Origin of the sequence: Acinetobacter sp. ANC 4173, from assembly GCF_004331255.1 — a bacterium.
Taxonomy (GTDB): Bacteria; Pseudomonadota; Gammaproteobacteria; order Pseudomonadales; family Moraxellaceae; genus Acinetobacter.
The window spans coordinates 282,608-303,802 of record NZ_SJOF01000003.1 but is presented as its reverse complement, the minus strand read 5'-3'; the positions used below and the strand labels follow the sequence as shown (position 1 = coordinate 303,802).

Genomic DNA, 21,195 nt, shown 5'->3' with positions numbered 1-21,195 from the left:
TTGTAATTCAAAAATAACAACATAGAACTAAAGAAGCTAAGGTGGTGCATGTTTGCAATCGATTGGGTTATAGGGCGTCAATGCACTGGTCTCAATACATTTTAGCTATGGTGGATCTGTCTTAAATAGCTAGATGAGGGAAGCATCAAAACTGATTTATTGCACCAATATGATGCTTTTATACTGTAAATTAAGTTGGGATTAATATTGAGATTTAATTACATAATAAAAAAAATCCCAGTTTAAATAAATAAACTGGGATTTTTTGCCAAAAAACAGGGAAATTTAAAAATATCTGCTGAGGATGAAATTAAAAATGCCCTAATGTTGTGCATTATGCACCATTATGGATCAAAAGTAAACAAATTCAATGGGGTTTATTCCATCGGGTCAAAATCTGGCTATGATAGGTCTAAAAGTGATGGAGCAAGTCAGAATGTGGATGCTAAAAGGTCTATCTTGTTCGGTTTTAACTTGGATGCTGTTAAGTGCATGCAGTCAACAACCCGTTAAGGATCAAATTCAGCAACAGTCGATGATGCAACAACCACGATTGGTTGAGTTGAATCATATGTTTCAAGCGGTAGATAGCAGAGTGGTCTTTGTGACTTATGATGGGGAACAATGGCAGCGTTTTGGCAATGATTTGCAACGTGCGGAAACGGCATATATTCCAGCTTCAACTTTTAAAATGTTAAATGCTTTAATTGGTTTACAGCAGCATAAAACCACGACCACTGAAGTATTTGCATGGGATGGCAAAGCACGTGCATTGAAAAGTTGGGAACAGGACATGACGTTGGCACAGGCAATGCAAGTCTCGGCAGTTCCTGTCTATCAAACCTTAGCACGACGTATTGGTCTGCCGCTGATGCAAAAGGAGCTTCGTCGTGTTGGTTATGGAAATGCTCAGATCGGTTCACAGGTCGACCGTTTTTGGTTAGATGGACCCTTAAAAATTACACCACAACAACAAGTTGAGTTTGTCTACCGACTCGCAAACAAGGCTTTACCTTTTGATGTACAGGTGCAACAAGAGGTCAAAAAAATGCTGTATGTGGAGCGTCGTGGTACTGCCAAATTGTATGCTAAGTCAGGATGGGGAGCCGATGTACAGCCGCAGGTGGGTTGGTATGTGGGATGGGTGGAACAACCCCACGGCAAAATTTTGGCCTTTGCCTTAAATATGCAGATGCAGAATGAGCAGCAATTGCCCATGCGTAAACAACTCACACTAGATGCTCTAGATAAACTGGGTGTTTTTCCTTATTTATAAGGGTACAAAATATAGGATTCAGGGCAGCGAGATGAACGCAGTTTAAAGCTGCCTTTGGGTATTCAATCCGTTATGCTAAATTTAAATGTCTTAAAGCAAAGCAAAAATAACAAATTAAAATATCGTTTTTCAGCGTTGCATCTTTTATCAATGTTATGGTTTAACTATAAAGAAGCAACGTAGCGAAATTTAATAATATTCATGGCAACATTACGGGCAGAAAATATAAGTAAACGATTATTGGGTGCAATGTTGGTCATTGTCCTGTCGTTACTGTTTATTTCCGTCCCCCTTATTTTAAAAAGCCACCAAAATTACCAACAGGCGCAGCTGTCTTTAACAGAAATTCAGAGTCTGCGAGCAGTTGCCGAATTATCCAATAAAATTTCACGTGAACGTGCACCCAGCAATAAAGTCATGTCGAGTACAGTTGAAGAATATGCACACAACCAACAAGAATTAGCCGAATATCGACGAGGTGTTGATCAGCATATTCAAAGCACCATTTTACGCTTGAATGAGGCAGGGTTTAATACTGAAGCGGCTGAAATTGTGACGCAATTACAACCGCAGCTACAACAAGGGCGCGATGCTGTAGATGCTTATACCACTTTACCCCGTTCAGAACGCAATATGGAACAATTGGATGCTGCCATATTACAGATGTTTGCGGCATGGGATGCAAGTCATAATGTATTGAAAAATATGGTAATTCACTCGCAAAGCCTAGATGAGCATACCTCAAATTATTATACCTTGATTTTAATTTTAGCTGATTTACGTGATCAAGCAGGGCGAGTGGCTTCGAATGTGATTGCCCCTGTGACCTTTAAACAGAAAATGCCTGATAGCAATTTGGCACATTCCTTACAAACTCAACATCAAGCATATTATTTATGGGATTTGGTGAATACCATTTTGCCTGAACAAGATAAAACTGCTGAATTTATGCAATTACATGAAAAAGTAAGAACAGATTTTCTTGAGCAGGGCATAAGTACGGTACAACATTTGATACAAGACAGCATTTCAGGGCGACCTTATGAATTATCGGGTACCGAGTTAACCCAAAAAATCGTCGACAAATTCAGTTCCGTTGTGAATTTGCAAACTTATATTTTAGATTATAGTTTGCAAGTGGCAGAACGAGAGAAATTACAGGCGAAACGCCAATTTTATCTCACCCTTTTTGTGACCACTATTTCTTTGTTTGCTGCTTTATTTACCATGATCTATGCACGTCGTAAGGTTTTTGAACCGTTAATTCAGGCACGAGAAACAATTTTGAATTTATCTCAAGGCTCAAAAATTGAGACAACAGAAGCATTACAGCATGGTTCAGGTGTAGATTCATTGTTTATGGCGATACGTAAATTAGAAAGTATGTTGCAGCAGCGAGATGCTTTGGAGTTTCAATTAAAAAATATTGCCAATTCTGATGCTTTAACTGGCGTAGCGAATCGTTTGGCTTTAGAGAGTTATATTCGGCATTTAGAAAATCAGCCTAAAAAACTCGAAAAATTGTGTTTGATTGTGATTGATATTGATGATTTTAAGCAAGTGAATGATCAATATGGACATATGATTGGCGATAAAGTCATTCAGATGGTGGCCAATATTTTAAAAGCCAATGTCCGTACTACAGATTTAATTGTACGTTACGGAGGTGATGAATTTCTGGTCTTGCTTGAGCAAATGAGCGAGATAGAAGCACTGAACATTGCCGATCAGATTCGGCGTGATGTGGGCAGGGCAAATATTCAGGTGGAGCTAGCCCCCGATTTACATGTCTCTGTCAGTGCGGGCTATGCCATCGGTGGTGCCAGTTGGTTAGAGTTATTTCATAAAGCCGATCAGTCTTTATTTAAAGCGAAGGCGAAAGGGAAAAATGCGGTGCAAGGTTAGACCTATCACCGCATCAATAAGTATTTATTCAGAATTATTCTTCATCTTGATAGCTGGTAAGACAACTATTGCGAGCGCGAGGTTTGCCAGCTTGGTTCCAGCACTGAGCTTGGATAATACTTCCTGCATCGTAAGTTAAGACAGCTTCGGGCGTACCATCTTCGTACCAAATTTCATAGCGGTTTTGTCTGAGACCATTACGGTATTCTCCGCGGCGTTCCAATTTGCCATTGTGAAACCATTGCTTGAGTTCACCACGCATTACGCCATGTTCAAAACGCACATAGGTCCATGGCTTGCCGTCGGCATACCAACGTTGTTTCATGCCATTTTGTAGCTCATCTTTGTATTTCATGGACAGGGCTAATTGTCCATTCGGGTGCCAAATGCGATATTCCCCATCAGGAATGCCGTGGTTCATCGTTGACTCTTGCTCTTTTAAACCGTTGGCATGCCAGAGGGTGAGTTTGCCATGATAACTGCCATCTTCGTATTCAATGTGGCTGCGCATTTTGCCATTCGGATAATAACTTTCGAATGTCCCTGAACCTTGCACCTGATCTGGAAAATGTACCAGATATTCGCATTCGCTGGCTTTGCTCGAAGGCTTGTATGTGGTGATAAATCCAGAGGTTAAGGGGCTTTGGTTGGCGTAGAAATATTGCACCAGCCATGATTTTGAAGAACCGCCTGCTTGAATACTGGGTGTGCATTTGGGATGGTCTTGCCATGGATCATCACTGCCGTCGGAGTCTGAGGTGAAAACAATCATATTTTCATTGATATAGCCATCGGCGAAGGTGTATAGGGAAACAAGTCCCAAAGTCATACTGAGAAGGAATGCTTTCATGATTTTGATAATGTAATTGAGTTATTGAAAAGTCATAGGGCTTCTGTTTTGATAAAAGCCGAGTCGGATTTTACGTTAAGTTGATAGTCATTCCGAGCTTATTAAAGATATTAGTTGTACTAGGATAGTTTGTATTGAATTTTAATTATAGATTTAACAAAGTTTGGATTTCATTTTTTTGATCATCTAAGAGAATGATATCAACGGCTTTAAGGCGGTCTAAAGGGTCATCAATACCTAAACGCCATCCATGTGGCATTTTTATTTTTAATCCAGATTTCTTTGTATCAAGCCTTAATGACTCTTCATAAGTTATGTAAGCTACTCCAAGATTTTTTTTAGAATAGATGATAATTCTTTATCAGAATATTTATTTTCTAGAATTAGATACCATAATTGATCTAACAAATATGACATAGGAACAATATGTTCTTTTCTACGGATCGAATTTTTATTTTCATAGAGTTCTTTTGATGTACCCCTAAATACCAGAAAATCTTCAGGGTGGAGTAATCTTTCCATAAATCTTGAATGTCCTCCTAAAGGTTTATTAATGTTTGCTTGAAATGTTATAATATTTTTAATATGTTGAATTATTAAATCACATGTTTTTTCAACATGTTGTTCAATAAATATTTTTTCGGTCATCTTAATTCCTAATGTGCTTAATGATATTTTAAAGAGTTTTATTCGATGGGAAATTATAAAAAAGTTAATCTTCTTCATGATGATATAACAAATTTTTCAGTAGATGCTATCGTTAATTCAGCTAATAAGTCACTGCTCGGTGGAGGAGGACTTGATTATATAATTCATAAAAAAGCTGGACCTTTGATGAAAGCAGAATGTATTAGAATTAATCAAGAAAAAGGTGGTTGCCCAACAGGTCAAGCTGAAATAACAATGGCAGGAGATCTGCCAGCTGAATATTTGATTCATGCTGTTGGACCAAGGTGGTTAGATGGTAAAAATAATGAGGCACAATTACTTTGCGATGCTTATAGTAATGCTTTAATCAGAGCTAATGAAGTGGGCATTAAGACAGTCTCTTTTCCTAATATCAGTACTGGTGTATATAATTTCCCTCGAAGATTGGCTGCTGAAATCGCAATAGGTACAGTACTTTCTTCATTGCCAAAATACCAAAATATTGAAGAAGTATTTTTTATATGTCGTGATATAGAGAATTACTTAATTTATAAAGAAATACTTTCAATGATTGATGATTTTAATATCAATATTGAAATTGGGTAATAGGAGTGTTTTTATATAATTTTTCATTTTACAGTTAAAATTTATATGGTTCTTTATTTTTTATAATTTTTTAGATTCTCTTTATTTTTAACCATAAGGAGAAATAAAAATAACTCATAAAAGAAGTCTAATGCATTTTAGTATTTCTCTATATACATGAGTCATAACACAGACCTATGTAATTCTCTATCTCTAGATAAAATATCGCAGAAATTCTAATAATCGGATGGTTTGAATTTTTCAAAATTTCATTTTTTATATTTATGAATCCTCCCTAACCCTCTTTTGGGAAAGGAGGGAATTTCCCCTCTTAAAAAAGAGGGGTTGGGGGAGATTGTAAAATCACTTCAACAACGGCTTCAAGAACTTCGCAGTATGGGAAACCTTAGATTTCACGACCTGTTCTGGTGTACCTTCGGCAATAATCTGACCACCACCTGCACCGCCTTCAGGACCTAAGTCAATAATCCAGTCTGCGGTTTTCACCACATCCAAATTATGCTCAATCACCACAATGGTGTTCCCTTTGTTGCGTAGCTCATGCAGGATGTCGAGCAACTTGGCAATGTCATGGAAGTGCAGACCTGTAGTCGGTTCATCCAGTACATACAAGGTTTTACCTGTATCGCGTTTTGCCAACTCACGTGCCAGTTTTACCCGTTGAGCTTCACCGCCAGACAGTGTAGTTGCTGACTGTCCCAAACGGATATAACCCAAACCAACTTGGTTCAAGGTTTCTAAACGGCGGTGAATGACTGGAATGGCATCGAAGAAATGCATAGCATCTTCAACGGTCATGTCCAATACATCGGAAATGTTTTTGCCTTTATAGCCGACTTCCAAAGTTTCACGGTTATAGCGTTTGCCATGACAGTTATCACAGGGCACGTACATATCAGGCAAGAAGTGCATCGCAACTTTAATCATGCCGTCGCCTTCACACGCCTCGCAGCGTCCGCCTTTCACGTTAAAGGAGAAACGACCTGCCGCATAACCGCGGGCTTTGGCCTCTGGTGTTTGCGCAAACAACTCACGAATTGGAGTAAATAAACCTGTATAGGTGGCAGGGTTGGAACGTGGGGTACGTCCAATCGGGCTTTGGTCAATATCCACGACTTTATCGAGGAATTGTAGGCCATCAATCGAGTCAAACTTTTCAGCAGTTAAAGTCGTTGCACCATTGAGTTGGGTTGCAGCCAATGGCAATAAAGTACGGTTAATCAGCGTCGATTTACCTGAACCCGACACGCCTGTGACACAGGTCATCACACCCAATGGAATGGTGAGATCGACATTTTTGAGGTTATGTCCCGCAGCCCCCATGAGCTTAATCTGTTCGTCAGGACGTGGCGGTTGCGTGCGCTGTGTAGGCACAGCAATTCTGAGTTTTCCAGATAGATATTGCCCTGTGAGCGAATCTTCATGACGTGCCAATTCATCTGCCGTACCTTCGGCAATAATCGCCCCACCATGCACGCCTGCGCCTGGGCCAATATCAATAATATGATCGGCAGCGCGAATGGCATCTTCATCATGTTCGACCACCAATACCGTGTTGCCGAGGTCACGCAAGCGCACTAAGGTTTCCAGTAGACGGTCATTATCACGTTGATGTAAACCAATTGAAGGTTCATCCAGCACGTACATTACACCCATCAAACCTGCACCAATTTGCGAAGCCAGACGAATACGCTGTGCTTCACCGCCCGACAGAGTTTCCGCCGAACGCGACAGGCTCAGATAGTTCAACCCGACAGACACGAGGAAGTGTAGACGCTCACGAATTTCTTTAAAAATCTTGTCGGCAATTTCACCTTTGGCACCCGTTAAATTCAGGCTTTGGTAATAGGTCTCAGCATCACCAATCGACATTTGGGTAATCTGGGCAATGGTTTTGTCTTTGACCCGTACATTGCGCGAAATTTCGTTTAAACGTGAACCGCCACAGGCATCGCAAGCCGCATTGGATAAATACTGTGCCAAATCATCGCGCACATAGTTGCTCTCGGTTTCACGGTAACGACGCTCAAGATGCGGCAAAATCCCTTCAAACGGTTGTACGCGATTGTGTTTACGCCCACGCTCATCGATATAACTCAAATCGACTTTTTCTTTGCCTGTGCCGTATAAAAATTTCTTCTGAGTGTCTTTATCCAGTTCGTTCCACGGGGTATCGAGTGACAATTCAAAATGATCCGCAACTTTTTGAATCATGCTGTAGTAATAGGGACGTTGTCTGTCCCAACCACGAATGGCGCCCTGACTAATCGACAGTTCTGAATTTGGAATCAATTTATCGGCACTGAAATGACTACGCGTACCTAAGCCATCACAGACCGGGCAGGCACCAAAGGGATTGTTAAAGGAAAATAGGCGGGGTTCCAGTTCTGCTACGGCACGGTCACATTTAGGACAAGAGTGTTTGGCTGAAAAAACACGGTCAGGATGTTCACCTTTCATCCATGACAGCACTGCGATATCACCACCTAAACGCAGGGCGGTTTCAAAACTTTCTGCAATACGGTTGCCCAAGTCATCACGGACTTTAAAGCGGTCAACTACCACTTCAATGGTGTGCTTTTTCTTTTTATCCAGTTCAGGCGGCGAATCAATATCAATAATTTCACCATCGACACGGGCACGGACAAAACCTTGACTTTGTAGTTGTTCAAATAGGTTGCTATATTCACCTTTGCGCTCACGTACTACAGGCGCAAGCAACATTAAGGCAGTACCTTCTTCGAGGGTTTTGACAGCATCGACCATTTCTGAAATGGTTTGAGCCACCATTGGTAGGTCATGTTCAGGGCAAAAAGGCGTGCCGACCCGCGCATAGAGCAGACGTAAATAGTCGTAAATTTCAGTAATGGTACCTACAGTCGAACGCGGGTTGTGGCTAGTAGATTTTTGCTCAATGGCAATGGCGGGGCTTAAACCTTCAATCGAATCGACCTCAGGTTTTTCCATTTGCGATAAAAACTGACGCGCATAGGCAGACAACGACTCTACATAGCGGCGCTGACCTTCGGCATACAAGGTATCGAAAGCGAGAGAGGATTTACCTGAACCTGAAAGTCCCGTAATCACCACAAACTTGTCGCGGGGAATATCGAGGCTCACATTTTTTAAATTGTGGGTACGTGCACCTCGAATACGGATATGACTTTGGCTCATGAAAACATCTCAATTATTGTGCAAATAGAAACTTATATGATAGCGCTTTAAAATTGTTCAAGTCAGTGATCTGAATTTTTAAACGACAAATCATGACGGATAAATCCGCCTTGAACAATCTCGCGTATTTTAAGCCGCTATTATTAACATTCATTTGCCGTAGTGGCTACTCCTGTAGAAATTTAACCGTCCAAGTTACATAAATTTACTAGACGACTGGTCTAATATTAAAATATAGTCAGATCATGAAACGATCAATCAAAAGTGAAGCCACCCGCCAACACATTCTGGAGACCAGTTTTCCACTGGTGTTACAGAAAGGTTTTGTCGGGGTCGGGCTGCAAGAAATCTTAAAAGCCTGTGACGTGCCGAAAGGTTCGTTCTACCATTATTTTGCCTCAAAAGAAGCCTTTGGCTGTGCGCTGTTAGAGCAGTACATCAGCGATTATAAAAATCAGATGGAGCAGTTGTGGCAACTGACCGATGGTAGTGCCTATGCGCGATTAATGGCGTTATGGCAGGCATGGATTGAAGACCCGATTCGGGGTGGTTGGGCGGAAAACTGTCTGATTGTGAAATTGGCAGCAGAAGTGTCTGACTTGTCTGAAGATATGCGTCAAATCCTGAATTTTGGGGTAAATAAATTAACTGAACGCGTTGCGACTTTGCTTGAGGAAGGGCAGCAGGAAGGGTCTATTCCTGCACATATCCAACCTTTTAAAATGGCACAAGTGATGTATCAACTGTGGTTGGGTGCAGCCTTGCTGGCCAAATTGGCGCAAGACAAAGCCCCTTTGCATTTGGCGTTTGAAACCACACACAACCTCTTACAACCCAACAAGGATTAACCCATGCGCAGTATTATTCATCGTCGTTTTGGCGAACCAGTTGATGTATTAGAACAAGCAGACATGCCTCAACCTGAGCCAAAAGCAGGGCAGGTCCGTTTAAAAGTGATTTTATCCCCCATTCATAACCATGATGTCTGGACGGTACGCGGTAGCTATGGCTACAAGCCTGAATTGCCTGCCATTGGGGGCAGCGAAGCGGTCGGAGTAATCGATGCATTGGGTGAAGGCGTAACAGGCTTTGAATTGGGACAGCGTGTTTCGGTAGCGGGCATTCATGGCAGTTGGGCAGAATACTGTCTGGCGCCAGCAGCAGCCCTCATTCCTTTACCTGATAGCATTCCAGATGAACTGGCAGCACAGCTCATTGCCATGCCCCTCAGTTCTTTAATGCTGTTGGATTTTGCCAATTTGCAATCAGGTCAGTGGATGATTCAAAACACGGCCAATGGGGCTGTCGGTAAAACCGTGGCGATGGTGGCACAAGCACGTGATATTCATGTGATTAACTTGGTACGTCGTCAAGAAGCGGTTGCCGAAATGACTGCTTTAGGCATTCAAAATGTGGTGGCAACCGATCAGGCCGATTGGAAAGCCCAAGTCAAAGCCATTCAGGGTGATCAAGCGTTGATGGTCGGTGTCGATTCGATTGGAGGTAAAGCCAGCGGTGAGTTGTTGAGCTTATTGGGTGAAAATTCCTTATTGGTCTCCTTCGGTAGCATGACGGGTGAAACCATGCAGATTGAGTCGGGCGATTTAATCTTTAAACAAGCCACAATCAAAGGATTTTGGGCGAGTGTCGTGAATCAGCACATGCCGGCGGAACGTAAAAAAGCCTTGGTGGTTGAATTATTAACCCTCGCGGCACAGCAGAAACTGACCCTACCTGTCGAAGGAATTTATACGTTTGATCAGGTGTCACAAGCAGCAGAAAAAGCAACCCAAGCAGCACGCCAAGGTAAAGTATTGTTTAAACCTTAATTTTGAAGGTTGAAGTGGGCCGAAAGGCTCACTTTCGTCATCGCAGATAAAACAACAAGGAAAATAAAAATGCTCGGACAAATTTTAGTGGGACTGATTGCAGTTTTGCACGTTTATATTTTAGTGCTAGAAATGTTTTTATGGGATAAACCCTACGGCTTGAAAGCCTTTGGCAACACCGCTGAAAAAGCCCAATTGACCAAGGTCATGGCACAAAATCAGGGACTATATAATGGCTTTTTGGCAGCAGGTTTATTCTGGTCGTTATGCGCACCTGAAAGTTATGCCTTCGCTTTGGCCAATTTCTTTTTAGGCTGTGTATTGGTGGCAGGGATTTATGGGGGTTTGACCGCCAGTAAAAAAATTATTTATATTCAGGCGGTGCCTGCGCTATTGGCGTTATTGGCAGTCAATTTACTTTAAAAAACCTCCAGAGAGGTGTGAGCACCCTGTGCATAACGCCTTTGCTTGGGATTGTTTAGCAAGCCCAGGCAAGTGGACGTTCAAAAATAGACTCAACGGATTCGAAGGCATATTGCCTTGGAAGATCCTGATGTTGGCGTGCATAAACATTTATTTCTTTTTCTAAAATTTGTAGAAAGTCATTGTAGTGCTGTTCAAAATTTTCGACATAAAGTAAATCTACACCTTGCTTATAGACACAGCTGTATTGTGCAATAAAGTCCAGTAAGCGTTTTTGAATATGCGTATTGGTAAAATAAATCAGATAGGTTGCGGCTGAACCACAATGCAAGCAGCCTTGTTCTAAGTAAATTTCTTCGTTATTTAACCAACAACATTGCAAGGTGAAAAATGCTCGAATGGCTTCAGTACCTAAAGTCGCTTGTTGCATGAGCAAACCTCGCAGAAAAGTCACATAATGTTAATGACAATCATTATCATTTAATTGCTTGGAAATGTCTAGAGATTTTTGAGATGGTGCATACCTTTGCACAGAATGTCACCATGTTTAGCCGAACGTAGCTTGATGAGCAAAACTGGCGCAGATTCGATATTTTATCCTAGATATTTCCACTAAATTCACATGCAAAGCTGCCTTTTAAAGCGCAGAATACGGGAGTGGGCTAGATCGTGAACGTATTGGATAGAACCGAAGTATGTGGGCATTATTTTTAAAATGTATGTTGGGTGCAGCAGTCGTGCTGCTGATTTCAATTTTATCCAAAAGTAAGGCTTTTTATATTGCGGGTTTGGTTCCGCTGTTTCCCACTTTTGCCCTGATTGCACATGTAATTGTGTATCAGCAAAAAGGGGCGGAAGCCTTACAAAAAACCGCATTATTTGGCTTATGGTCTCTGATTCCTTATGCCATTTATTTAGCTGCCGTTTATGTGTTGGCGACGCGCATGTCGATGTGGTCATGTTTGGGCATAGCGACACTCAGTTGGGTCGTGGCTGCGGCAGGTTTAATTTATGCGTGGCAAATATTTCAGCACTGAAAAGATTAAGCCAAGTGTCTTAATCTTTTCAAGCAGGATGTACTTATGATGCTTTCAGAACGCGGTCTCTGAGAATACGTTCAGCCATATGAAGCATTTTCTTGCGAGACAAAATACGCGGCAATTGAGCGGTGAGATAGTTACTACACCCGACAATAATTGAGGTTTTGTTTTGATCCAAGGCCACTAAGGTGGCTGAAACGACGTCATCGACTGAAGAGCTTTTCATGCCGCGAGTATCGGCATTGGCCACCTGTGTAAAATTGGTTTCGGTATTGCCCGGACAAACTGCCAAGAATTGAATCCCTGAAGACGCATATTCTCCTGCGAGTGCTTCAGTAAAGTGAAGCACGTAAGATTTGCTGGCTCCATAGACCGCAATATAAGGCAAGGGCTGGAAAGCCGCTGTCGATGCGATATTGATCATGATGCCTTTTTTGCTCGCCAGCATTTGTGGCAAAAATAAATAGCATAAGGACGTGACACTATTCATGTTGAGCAGCATCATTTCGTTGTAGGTCGCGGCAGATTGATCTAGAAATTGACTCCATTTTCCAAATCCAGCGTTGTTAATTAAAATATCGACCGACAATTTTCGTGCTTGCACCTCATCAAACAGCTTTTGCGCTGCATGGGGTTGAGCCAAATCTAAACCAATGATTTCCACCTGAATGTTATATTTTTTTTGAAGTTCATTGGCTAACGCATTCAGTTTTTGCTCAGAGCGTGCGGTCAAAATTAAGTGGATACCTAGAGAGGCAAGCTTTTGCGCATAAGCTTTGCCGATTCCTGAAGATGCGCCTGTAATGAATGCTGTTGAATTTTTAAATGTAGAAAGATGAGAACTCATTTTATAAAGCCGTAATAAAAGGAGTTATGACCATAAACCTTTCCCCTAAGGACAGAGTCAAGCTTTAATTTGCAGATTTTTTGATTGACGCTGCTATACAGCGCTGTTGTCGGTCAGATAGGTTTGGGTAATTTCATCTTCCAGTTGCTTTAAGTTTTCTTGTAACTGGTTTAAGGCTTGTTGGTGTTCTAAAAGTTGCTGATGCTTGTTGGCGATTAAAGCTTTCGCGACGTCTACAGGAAATCGGTTCTGTTGATATTTTAAAACAGAAAGGTCATAAAGTTCGGCAAGACTAAATCCAACCGCTTGGGCAAGACGAATCATCTTAACCGATTGGACATCAATCGCTGCATAAATACGATAATTTCCTTTTCTCTTTGCAACGGGCAATAAACCGAGTTTTTCATAATGCCGAATAGCTTTCGGGGTGGTGCCAGTTAAAGCCGCCAATTCTCCAATATACATATTTTTCTCAATCATTTTAAAGATGATCATGAGCCAATGACTCATGATCAGTTCAGTATATGGTTCAATTATAGGTGGTCTAAACCCAACCATTGTTTTTGATGATAAGCACTATCCCAGAATAACCATTCCAGTGTTGCTCCCATACGATATGCCGCATGCATTTTTTCTAAAGTGTCAGCATCGCAACGTGCAGCGACTTTATTTACGGTGGCGATGACATTGCGCACGGCGGTATGGAATTCTTCACCTGCATAGGTATCGATCCAAGCTTGGTACGGATTATTCGGTACAGATTGCTGCACAATGTCTTGACCGACTTCGGCATAAATCCAGAAGCAAGGTAACAAGGCCGCCAGCACCACAGGATAACTTTCCGCCCATGCAGTCGCGCTTAAAAATGACGTGTAATGATGGCAAGCCAAGGTCAGCGGCGTGGTTTCAAACTGTTGTTTAGAGACATCGAATTCTTGCATAAAGCTGGCATGCAGACTACGTTCAACCACAATCGCAATTTTGGCGGCGTCCGAAAACTGCATTACATCATCGGCTTCATAGGCTTTTGCCGCACATACCGCTAATGCACGGCCATAAGCCAATAAATAATGTGCATCTTGAATGACATAATGAGAAAAGGCTTCACGGCTGAGTGTGCCTCGCGCAAGCTCTTGATTGAAGGGGAGCGCTAAAGTTTCTTGGTAGAGGTCGAGATTACGCTGCCACAATTGTTCAGAAAAAAGCATGCGGGTTTCCTTGTCTGGCTTTACAAATTATGGCGACTAGACTAACGCAAGCCTGCTCAATAGACGACCCATTTTTGCAGTGCTTGGCTCGTGGCAGAAAAAATCGCAGAACAATTTTGGTTTGGCGTGTAAAAGCGTCATAATATCGCGCATGAATTTTTATGCTGTAGTCATGCTATAGCACTTTTATTATCCAAAGGTCACTTCGTTATGATGAAACATTTTGGTTTCTCTATCTTATTTACGATTGTGTGTCTTGCAATTTCTGCTTATTGGGGCTTTACGCATGGTCCTGAAGCAGGCTTGAAGACCATGTTTACTGCGTTGACCATTACCGCCATTTTGGCTGTGATGGAAGTTTCTTTGTCGTTTGATAATGCGGTCGTGAATGCTTCAGTACTTCGCGGATGGGATCATTTTTGGAAAATGATCTTCTTAACTCTCGGTATTGTGATTGCTGTATTTGGTATGCGTCTGGTGTTCCCTATTGTGATTGTGGCAGTAACTGCCGATATGGGTATGCTGGAAGTGGTGAACATGGCATTGAATGAGCCACAGCAATATTCAGAAAAATTGATGGCCCATCATGCTGAAATTGCCGCCTTTGGTGGTGCGTTCTTATTGCTGGTGTTCTTGAATTTCTTCTTCGATGAAGGTAAAGACACCCATTGGTTCAGATGGTTAGAGCGCCGTTTAGCCAATTTAGCCAACGTTCCTGCAATGTCCGTCTTTATTTCACTGATTGCGTTATTGATCATGGCAGCCAATGTTGCAGATGCTGAACGTTTGTTGGTGACGATGGCAGGTATTTGGGGCATCGTGGTGTATATCGGTGTGCAAGTGCTCAGTCATTTGTTGGGTGGTGAACCTGAAATTGATGAAGATGGTAATGCTGTGGCACATGATGCCAGTGGTGCATCTACAGGCGTGATTAAAGCTGGTTTAGGTGGCTTTATTTATCTGGAAGTACTGGATGCCTCATTCAGTTTTGATGGCGTGATTGGTGCATTTGCCATTACTTCGGATGTGGTCATCATTATGCTGGGTCTGGCAATTGGTGCCATGTTCGTGCGTTCAATGACCATTTATCTGGTCGAAAAAGGCACACTCGATGCCTACATTTTCCTTGAACATGGTGCACATTATGCGATTGGTGCCTTGGCATTCATTATGTTGGCCAGTGGTACAGGCGTACATATTCCAGAAGTGGTCACGGGTTTAATTGGTGTCGCCTTTATTGTTTGGGCCGTGATTGCCTCCATTCAATATAGCAAGCGTCAAGAGCAATAAGGCTCAGTCCTTCATGTGAACGAAATGTCTACACAGTAGAATTCAGGGTGCATTGAATTGCGCCCTTTTTTCTTGAGATAATTCCAGAACCGCCACGCATTCGTATCTGAATGCTGTAGCATAACCTCCAAATTCAATGCATTTAAGTCTATTGATATGATGAATTCCTTAGAACGCCGCTCGACCTTTGCTTTAAGCAGTATTTTTGCATTGCGCATGTTGGGTTTGTTCATGATTATCCCAGTCTTTTCCGTGGCTGGTCAGTCGTATCAACATGCGACACCTGCGTTGATTGGTTTAGCGGTAGGCGTCTATGGATTAAGCCAAGCAATTTTACAAATTCCTTTTAGCTTGATTGCTGATCGTTTTAGCCGTAAACCTTTGGTGGTGCTGGGCTTGTTGTTGTTTGCAATTGGTGGTGCAGTCGCAGCGATGTCGGACAGCATTTATGGCGTGATTATTGGTCGTGCCATTGCGGGCGCGGGTGCGGTTTCTGCGGTGGTCATGGCCTTACTGGCCGATGTCACTCGTGAAGAACAGCGTACCAAAGCCATGGCGGCCATGGGAATGAGTATTGGTTTGTCGTTTGTGGTGGCATTTAGTTTGGGACCATGGCTGACCAGTCTGGTGGGCATTTCGGGCTTGTTCTGGGTCACAACCATTATGGGTTTGGCGGCCATTGCCATGCTGTTGCTGGTACCGAAAGTGACCCGACATCATAAAAATTTCCAGCAAGGTTATGTGGCACAGTTAAAGCAAGTGCTGAAAATGTCAGATCTGAATCGCCTGCATGTGTCCGTGTTTACCCTGCATTTATTGCTTACCGCAATGTTTATCTATGTGCCATCTCAATTAATTGAATTTGCAAAAATTCCATTAGCCAAGCATGGTTTAATTTATTTGCCCTTACTGGTCATTAGCCTGTTTTTTGCTTTTCCTAGTATTATTGTGGCGGAAAAATATCGCAAAATGCGCAGTATTTTCCTCACTGCAATTGCAGGCATCATTTTAGGTTTAATTACCCTCATTTTTGGTTATGAGTCCAAATATATCTTATTGATAGGGTTGGGTTTATTTTTCATTGCCTTTAACGTCATGGAAGCATTATTGCCATCGTGGCTGTCTAAAGCTGCACCGATTCAGTCCAAAGCCACCGCGATGGGCGTAAATGCCAGCAGTCAGTTTTTAGGGGCATTTTTTGGCGGTACGTTGGGCGGTCAATTATTGATGCTGAATAACACCGCATTGGGTTGGAGTATCCTCACGGCAATTGCTATAATTTGGCTACTCATCAGTTTTGGATTGGCTCAACCACGTTATCTTTCATCGTTGGTGTTGCGCTTACCCGAGAATAAACAAACAGATGAGTGGACTTCTCAACTTTTAGCGATTCGTGGTATTGAAGAAGTCGTGGTGATGTCAGACCAGCAAGTGGCGTATGTGAAAGTGGACAAGCAGCGGATTGATGAAGCTGCGCGACAACATTTAACGCACTTGTTGGGGAAAGAGGTAGCCATTTAAGCATAACTCTTATAAAGTAAATAATAGAAATAGATAGGAAGTAAACATCAGATGCGCGGTGTAAATAAAGTTATTTTAGTGGGCACATTAGGCCGAGATCCAGAGACGAAAACTTTTCCGAATGGGGGTTCGCTGACTCAGTTTTCAATCGCAACCAGCGATTCTTGGACTGACAAAAGCACAGGTGAACGTAAAGAACAAACTGAATGGCACCGAATTGTGTTGCACAATCGTTTAGGTGAAATTGCTCAGCAATATTTACGTAAAGGTTCGAAGGTTTATATTGAAGGTTCATTGCGTACGCGTCAATGGACAGACCAAAATGGCCAAGAGCGTTACACCACAGAGATTCGTGGTGAACAAATGCAAATGCTCGATTCAAACCGTCAGCAAGGTGAAGGTGTACCGAGTGATAACGCAGGGTTTAACCAACCACGTTTCAATAATAACCAAAACAGTGGTTATGGCAATAACACAGGTTATAACAACAATAACAACCAAGGTTATGGCAACACTGGCGGCTTTAATAACAATCCAGCAGGTGGCAATACCCAAGGGGGGTATAGCAACGCACCTAAAGCAGCACCTTCTGCGCCAACACCAGCAGATTTGGATGATGATTTACCGTTTTAGATCATAAATTTAAGTAATTTGTTAGGTTTTTTTGAGATTTATCTGTTTTAAATTTATTTAAACTCAATTACTTAACTAAAAAAATGGCTTCTTTTGTTTTGTAAAACAGAGAAGCTATTTTTTTATCTATAGAAAATATTAAGTTCAAAGTGCAGATATCATTGATTTTGTTGTGATAGGCCTATATTAAATTTTGAGAGTTGTTGTGAAATTGAACGACATTTAAGTTCAGTTGACTTGTATATAAATTTGAATTTATTTCATAAATAATTTGATCATAATTTTGAGATAACAACTTTAGAAAATGCGGCTTTGAATAGAGCAAAGATACACAGACTTTTGCTCAAGATCTTAATCATTCCGGCCTACCAGAATCCTCATACCGCCATCACTTCGCTAGCATTACAGCATGGTATGAATGCCAACCTTGTCAGAGACAGCGCATGATTGATTTTATCGTAGAAGTCCCGTCTGGCAATTCAATTTTAGGCCGCTAAAAATTCGATTGATCTGTGGGGATTCCATAGTATATGTTATCTATTAGAATAAAATTTAATCAAAAATGAATAGCTTGATCCGCCATGATACTGACCTATAACGCAGCGGACATCGATATGAAAGCCGTGAGGGCGTAGTTGGCCGAGTACGCCGTTTTCCGCACACGCGATGCTAAGCATTTCAACGAAGTTGTTGGTCTGGGCAACGCAAGGATTGGTCGGATCAAACCTTGCTTTCTGTGACAAGACAGAGGGACAAAAACCAATGAAGCCGAGTCAGGATATTGCCGTCAAGTGTTCTGGTGTCACGAAGGACTATGGTATCGGCGATGCAAAAGTGACCGCATTACGTGGTATCAATCTTGAGGTCTATCAAGGTGAGTTACTCATCTTGGCGGGTCCTTCAGGCTGCGGCAAAACAACCCTGATTTCAATTATCGGCGGTATTTTGAAACGCGATGCAGGCAAATGTACGGTACTTGGCAAAGACCTAGAAAACATGAATACAGCCGAGCGAGCGCATTTTCGCGGAACGACCATTGGTTTTGTTTTTCAGGCCTTTAACTTGCTCCCCACATTGACCGCCGCTGAAAACGTTGCCGTACCGCTCTTAATCAGCGGCGAAGAACGCAAGTTGGCCCTTCAACGTGCTCGGGCTGCTCTCGATCAGGTTGGGCTTTCGGAACGCGCAGATGCACTCCCTAGCCAACTCAGTGGTGGGCAACAGCAGCGCGTGGCAATCGCACGTGCGCTTGTACATAATCCTAAAATCATTATTTGCGACGAACCGACGAGTAATCTGGATCATGCCACTGGACATGCCATGATGGAGATTCTGCGAAATGTCGCACAAGCGCCAGACCGTGCATTGCTGGTCGTAACACATGACACTCGGATTTATCAGTTCGCCGACCGTATCGCGCACATGGATGATGGGAAGATTGCCGAAGTGACTGTTGGCGCTAAGGAGGCACAAGTGCAATGATGCGTAAATATCTGCTCCCGATACTCGCACTGGTTGGTCTGCTCCTTGCCGTCACGATGGTACTGATTGGTAACAGGCAACCAGCTATATACCAACCAGCCGTATTGTCGCCAAAATCACCTTTCGCGAGCTACGTTGCTGGAGCAGGTATTGTCGAGGCAAGCACTGGAAATATTGTGGTCGGTACGCCCGTATCCGGTATTGTGGTCAAGCTCTACGTAAACGAAGGCAGCCAAGTAAAGGTTGGTGATAAGTTGTTCAAGATCGACGATCGCGAACAGCAAGCACAACTTATACCAGCGGTGGCAAAAGTCACAGAAATTGCCGCACATCTCGCACAAGCCAAGAGCCAATTCGAACTCGCGAACAGCTTATCGGATAAACGGGCGATTAGCGTCGAGGAGTTAAACAATCGGCGCTTTGCAGTCAAACTTGCCGAAGCAGCACTGGCATCAGCCCAAGCGCAGGTCAAGCAAATTCAGATGGATATTGAACGGCATACTGTACGCGCCTTAGTCCGTGGTCGGATATTACAAAACAAGATGCGTATCGGTGCATTCGTGCAGGATGGTGCTCCCGGCGATTCTTCGATGTTGCTCGGGAACGATGCTCGGCTATTCGTACGTGCTGACATCGATGAAAATGATGCATGGCGGATTCAGCCAGGCGCACGTGCTGTGGCATTTGTGCGTGGCAATCCAGCGCTACACACCACGCTGCAATTTGAACGAGTTGATCCGTATGTGTTGCCCAAAACCTCGCTGACGGGTGATAGCGCCGAGCGGGTCGATACCCGTGCCTTGCAGGTGATTTATAGTTTTGATCACACCGCTTTGCCGATCTACGTCGGGCAGCAAGTTGATGTGTTCATTGAGACAAAAGCGAGTAAATCTTCGAACGGCACGCATCCTCAATCCACGTCAACGCCATCTTCCATGAAGATATCGTGATGATTCTGTCAGTCAGCATGCATTGAAGGAGGAGCAAAATGTTACGTATAGCCCTAAAAATGCTGCTCGGTGATCGTGCCAAATACGTGGGTTTAATCTTTGGGATTACCTTTACATCATTCTTGGTGACCTTCGCTGCATCGTACTTCGCAGGAATTATGACGCGCGGTTACGCACCCATTACCGAGAACGGCACCGTAGATGTATGGGTGATGGATCCTGCAGTAAACTCAGCCGAGCAAACAACCAATATGTCGCTACAAGCACTGGCAAGAGTCCGCAGTGTAGCGGGGGTGCAGTCAGCGGTACCGCTCATGCTGGCTACGGCAGATGTCCGTTTCCCAGACGGACGTTACCAGCCCTTTCAGGTGATTGGTGTCGATGACGCAACCTTGATCGGCATGCCACCTATCCAAGATAATGTGATGCCTAGCTTACTCAGAGTACCTGATGCCGTGGTGGTCGATGCGGGAGGAACTACTGGTAAGTTGGAGACTTCATTTCAAATTTCAGATCAATTGCCACCTAGCAAATTGGATCTCGATGCGCCCACCCGTGAACTAACAACAGGGGATGAATTACTCGTCAATGATCACAGCGTGCGGATTCTCGGTCAATCGCAAGGACTTCCCCGATTCCCACCGCGTCCACTGCTCTATACGACTTTTTCGAATGCGACTCGAATTTTGCCACCAGAACGACGTCAGCTCACTTTTGTGCTGGTCACTGCTGCACCGAAGGTGGTTCCCGAAGACTTGGCGATTCGCATTGAGTCGGCAACGGGTCTGCGTGCGCGTACGTCTGCAGCGTTTAAATCAGATACCGTTCATTGGTTTCTGGTGAATTCTGAAGATGTGGGTGACATTGCAGCAATGCTGACCTTGGCCATGTCAGTCGGCTTTGGCGTAACAGGCGTTATGCTCTACATGTTCACCAATGAAAACCTACGTAATTATGCTGTACTCAGTGCGATGGGTGCCACACCAAGACTCCTGTTGACGATGGTGTTCGCTCAGGCTGGTCTATGCGGGCTGCTTGGAACGGGTCTCGGGCTTGGGCTTTGTGCCATTATCGGACAGCTGGCAATCATGGCTGGATATCCGTTTCGGATGATGTGGTTCACGCCTTTACTGGGTGCCGTGACTGTTGTGTTGGTTAGCGTAGTGGCTGCTGCGTTAAGCGTGCGTCCTGTACTGAAGCTGGAACCAAGCCTCGTATTTTCGGGACGTTGAGTGGTGGTAATTGAATTGGGCCAATAAAACTGTATTTATAGGCGGATATACGCTTAAATTTATTATAAATAGATATCTTAGAATGAATATTGTATGTGTTTTCTCTTAAGCTTTTGAGTTGAAATTGTATGGTTAACCGTGCCAATGAAGGCAAATATGGCAATCCCGTTGCCTCCAAACACTTAAAACCTTCTTGGCTTGGCTAGGAAGGTTTTTTTATTTAGTTTGACTAAATAATGTAAAACCAGACTAAAGTTATAGATAATCAATAACCGACGCCT

20 protein-coding genes are annotated in these 21,195 nt (G+C 43.1%); 13 read left to right on the top strand and 7 right to left on the bottom strand.

Annotated elements, in window-relative coordinates; all coding sequences use genetic code 11:
* Positions 1-442 precede the first annotated feature (442 nt).
* Both blaOXA and E0H94_RS06155 read left to right on the top strand, forming a co-directional pair.
* Positions 443-1,276, top strand: coding sequence for an OXA-1036 family carbapenem-hydrolyzing class D beta-lactamase (gene blaOXA / locus E0H94_RS06160; protein ID WP_131325641.1), 834 nt, complete (start codon positions 443-445; stop codon positions 1,274-1,276).
* Positions 1,277-1,477: 201 nt separating this feature from the next.
* The gene (locus E0H94_RS06155; RefSeq protein WP_131325592.1) at positions 1,478-3,181 is read left to right on the top strand and encodes a GGDEF domain-containing protein; all 1,704 of its coding nucleotides are present in this window, start codon (positions 1,478-1,480) and stop codon (positions 3,179-3,181) included.
* A gap of 34 nt (positions 3,182-3,215) precedes the next feature.
* On the opposite strand, the gene E0H94_RS06150 is transcribed toward E0H94_RS06155, so the two are convergent.
* Positions 3,216-4,031, bottom strand: coding sequence for a toxin-antitoxin system YwqK family antitoxin (locus tag E0H94_RS06150; RefSeq protein ID WP_131325591.1), 816 nt, complete (start codon positions 4,029-4,031; stop codon positions 3,216-3,218).
* 321 nt (positions 4,032-4,352) lie between these two features.
* Complete coding sequence (locus E0H94_RS06145) at positions 4,353-4,679, bottom strand: hypothetical protein (protein WP_227548555.1); 327 nt, start codon at positions 4,677-4,679, stop codon at positions 4,353-4,355.
* A gap of 45 nt (positions 4,680-4,724) precedes the next feature.
* On the opposite strand from E0H94_RS06145, the gene E0H94_RS06140 reads away from it, so the two are divergent.
* Positions 4,725-5,285, top strand: coding sequence for a macro domain-containing protein (locus E0H94_RS06140; RefSeq protein WP_131325590.1), 561 nt, complete (start codon positions 4,725-4,727; stop codon positions 5,283-5,285).
* Positions 5,286-5,627: 342 nt separating this feature from the next.
* Here E0H94_RS06140 and uvrA read toward each other — a convergent pair whose 3' ends face one another.
* Positions 5,628-8,459, bottom strand: a complete 2,832-nt coding sequence (gene uvrA, locus E0H94_RS06135; RefSeq protein ID WP_131325589.1) for an excinuclease ABC subunit UvrA — start codon at positions 8,457-8,459, stop codon at positions 5,628-5,630.
* Between the two features lie 245 nt (positions 8,460-8,704).
* Here uvrA and E0H94_RS06130 point away from each other — a divergent pair, with 245 nt between their 5' ends.
* The 3 genes from E0H94_RS06130 to E0H94_RS06120 all read left to right on the top strand — a co-directional run bounded on the left by E0H94_RS06130 (position 8,705) and on the right by E0H94_RS06120 (position 10,711).
* Positions 8,705-9,307 (top strand): TetR/AcrR family transcriptional regulator, encoded by a 603-nt coding sequence (locus E0H94_RS06130; RefSeq protein WP_131325588.1) that lies wholly within the window; start codon positions 8,705-8,707, stop codon positions 9,305-9,307.
* A 3-nt stretch (positions 9,308-9,310) separates the two neighbouring features.
* On the top strand, positions 9,311-10,288 hold the full coding sequence (locus E0H94_RS06125; RefSeq protein ID WP_131325587.1) for a zinc-binding dehydrogenase: 978 nt from the start codon (positions 9,311-9,313) through the stop codon (positions 10,286-10,288).
* A gap of 69 nt (positions 10,289-10,357) precedes the next feature.
* Positions 10,358-10,711, top strand: a complete 354-nt coding sequence (locus E0H94_RS06120) for a DUF1304 domain-containing protein (RefSeq protein ID WP_131325586.1) — start codon at positions 10,358-10,360, stop codon at positions 10,709-10,711.
* Between the two features lie 55 nt (positions 10,712-10,766).
* On the opposite strand, the gene E0H94_RS06115 is transcribed toward E0H94_RS06120, so the two are convergent.
* Positions 10,767-11,141 (bottom strand): hypothetical protein, encoded by a 375-nt coding sequence (locus E0H94_RS06115; RefSeq protein WP_131325585.1) that lies wholly within the window; start codon positions 11,139-11,141, stop codon positions 10,767-10,769.
* 265 nt (positions 11,142-11,406) lie between these two features.
* Here E0H94_RS06115 and E0H94_RS06110 point away from each other — a divergent pair, with 265 nt between their 5' ends.
* Positions 11,407-11,748: a GlpM family protein gene (locus tag E0H94_RS06110; protein ID WP_131325584.1), complete on the top strand. Its 342-nt coding sequence runs from the start codon at positions 11,407-11,409 to the stop codon at positions 11,746-11,748.
* 43 nt (positions 11,749-11,791) lie between these two features.
* Here E0H94_RS06110 and E0H94_RS06105 read toward each other — a convergent pair whose 3' ends face one another.
* From E0H94_RS06105 to tenA, 3 genes are all read right to left on the bottom strand, one after another.
* Positions 11,792-12,598, bottom strand: a complete 807-nt coding sequence (locus tag E0H94_RS06105) for an SDR family NAD(P)-dependent oxidoreductase (protein ID WP_131325583.1) — start codon at positions 12,596-12,598, stop codon at positions 11,792-11,794.
* Positions 12,599-12,691: 93 nt separating this feature from the next.
* Positions 12,692-13,063 carry a MerR family transcriptional regulator gene (locus tag E0H94_RS06100; RefSeq protein ID WP_131325640.1) on the bottom strand — a complete coding sequence of 124 codons (372 nt, stop codon included), beginning with the start codon at positions 13,061-13,063 and terminating at the stop codon, positions 12,692-12,694.
* A 68-nt stretch (positions 13,064-13,131) separates the two neighbouring features.
* On the bottom strand, positions 13,132-13,806 hold the full coding sequence (tenA, locus tag E0H94_RS06095) for a thiaminase II (protein WP_131325582.1): 675 nt from the start codon (positions 13,804-13,806) through the stop codon (positions 13,132-13,134).
* A gap of 210 nt (positions 13,807-14,016) precedes the next feature.
* Between tenA and E0H94_RS06090 the strand changes: the two genes are divergently transcribed.
* The 6 genes from E0H94_RS06090 (at position 14,017) to E0H94_RS06065 (ending at position 20,914) form a co-directional block, all read left to right on the top strand.
* A complete protein-coding gene (locus E0H94_RS06090; protein WP_131325581.1) occupies positions 14,017-15,096 on the top strand; it encodes a DUF475 domain-containing protein in 1,080 nt (359 codons plus the stop codon).
* A 156-nt stretch (positions 15,097-15,252) separates the two neighbouring features.
* Entirely contained in the window at positions 15,253-16,617 is a 1,365-nt protein-coding gene (locus E0H94_RS06085) for an MFS transporter (RefSeq protein ID WP_131325580.1), read from the top strand.
* Between the two features lie 51 nt (positions 16,618-16,668).
* The gene (gene ssb / locus E0H94_RS06080; protein ID WP_131325579.1) at positions 16,669-17,250 is read left to right on the top strand and encodes a single-stranded DNA-binding protein; all 582 of its coding nucleotides are present in this window, start codon (positions 16,669-16,671) and stop codon (positions 17,248-17,250) included.
* Between the two features lie 666 nt (positions 17,251-17,916).
* Positions 17,917-18,732 carry an ABC transporter ATP-binding protein gene (locus E0H94_RS06075; protein ID WP_264757545.1) on the top strand — a complete coding sequence of 272 codons (816 nt, stop codon included), beginning with the start codon at positions 17,917-17,919 and terminating at the stop codon, positions 18,730-18,732.
* Positions 18,729-19,682 (top strand): efflux RND transporter periplasmic adaptor subunit, encoded by a 954-nt coding sequence (locus E0H94_RS06070; RefSeq protein WP_131325578.1) that lies wholly within the window; start codon positions 18,729-18,731, stop codon positions 19,680-19,682. The genes E0H94_RS06075 and E0H94_RS06070 overlap by 4 nt, the downstream gene beginning before the upstream one ends.
* A gap of 38 nt (positions 19,683-19,720) precedes the next feature.
* Positions 19,721-20,914 carry an ABC transporter permease gene (locus tag E0H94_RS06065; protein ID WP_131325577.1) on the top strand — a complete coding sequence of 398 codons (1,194 nt, stop codon included), beginning with the start codon at positions 19,721-19,723 and terminating at the stop codon, positions 20,912-20,914.
* Positions 20,915-21,195: the final 281 nt, after the last annotated feature.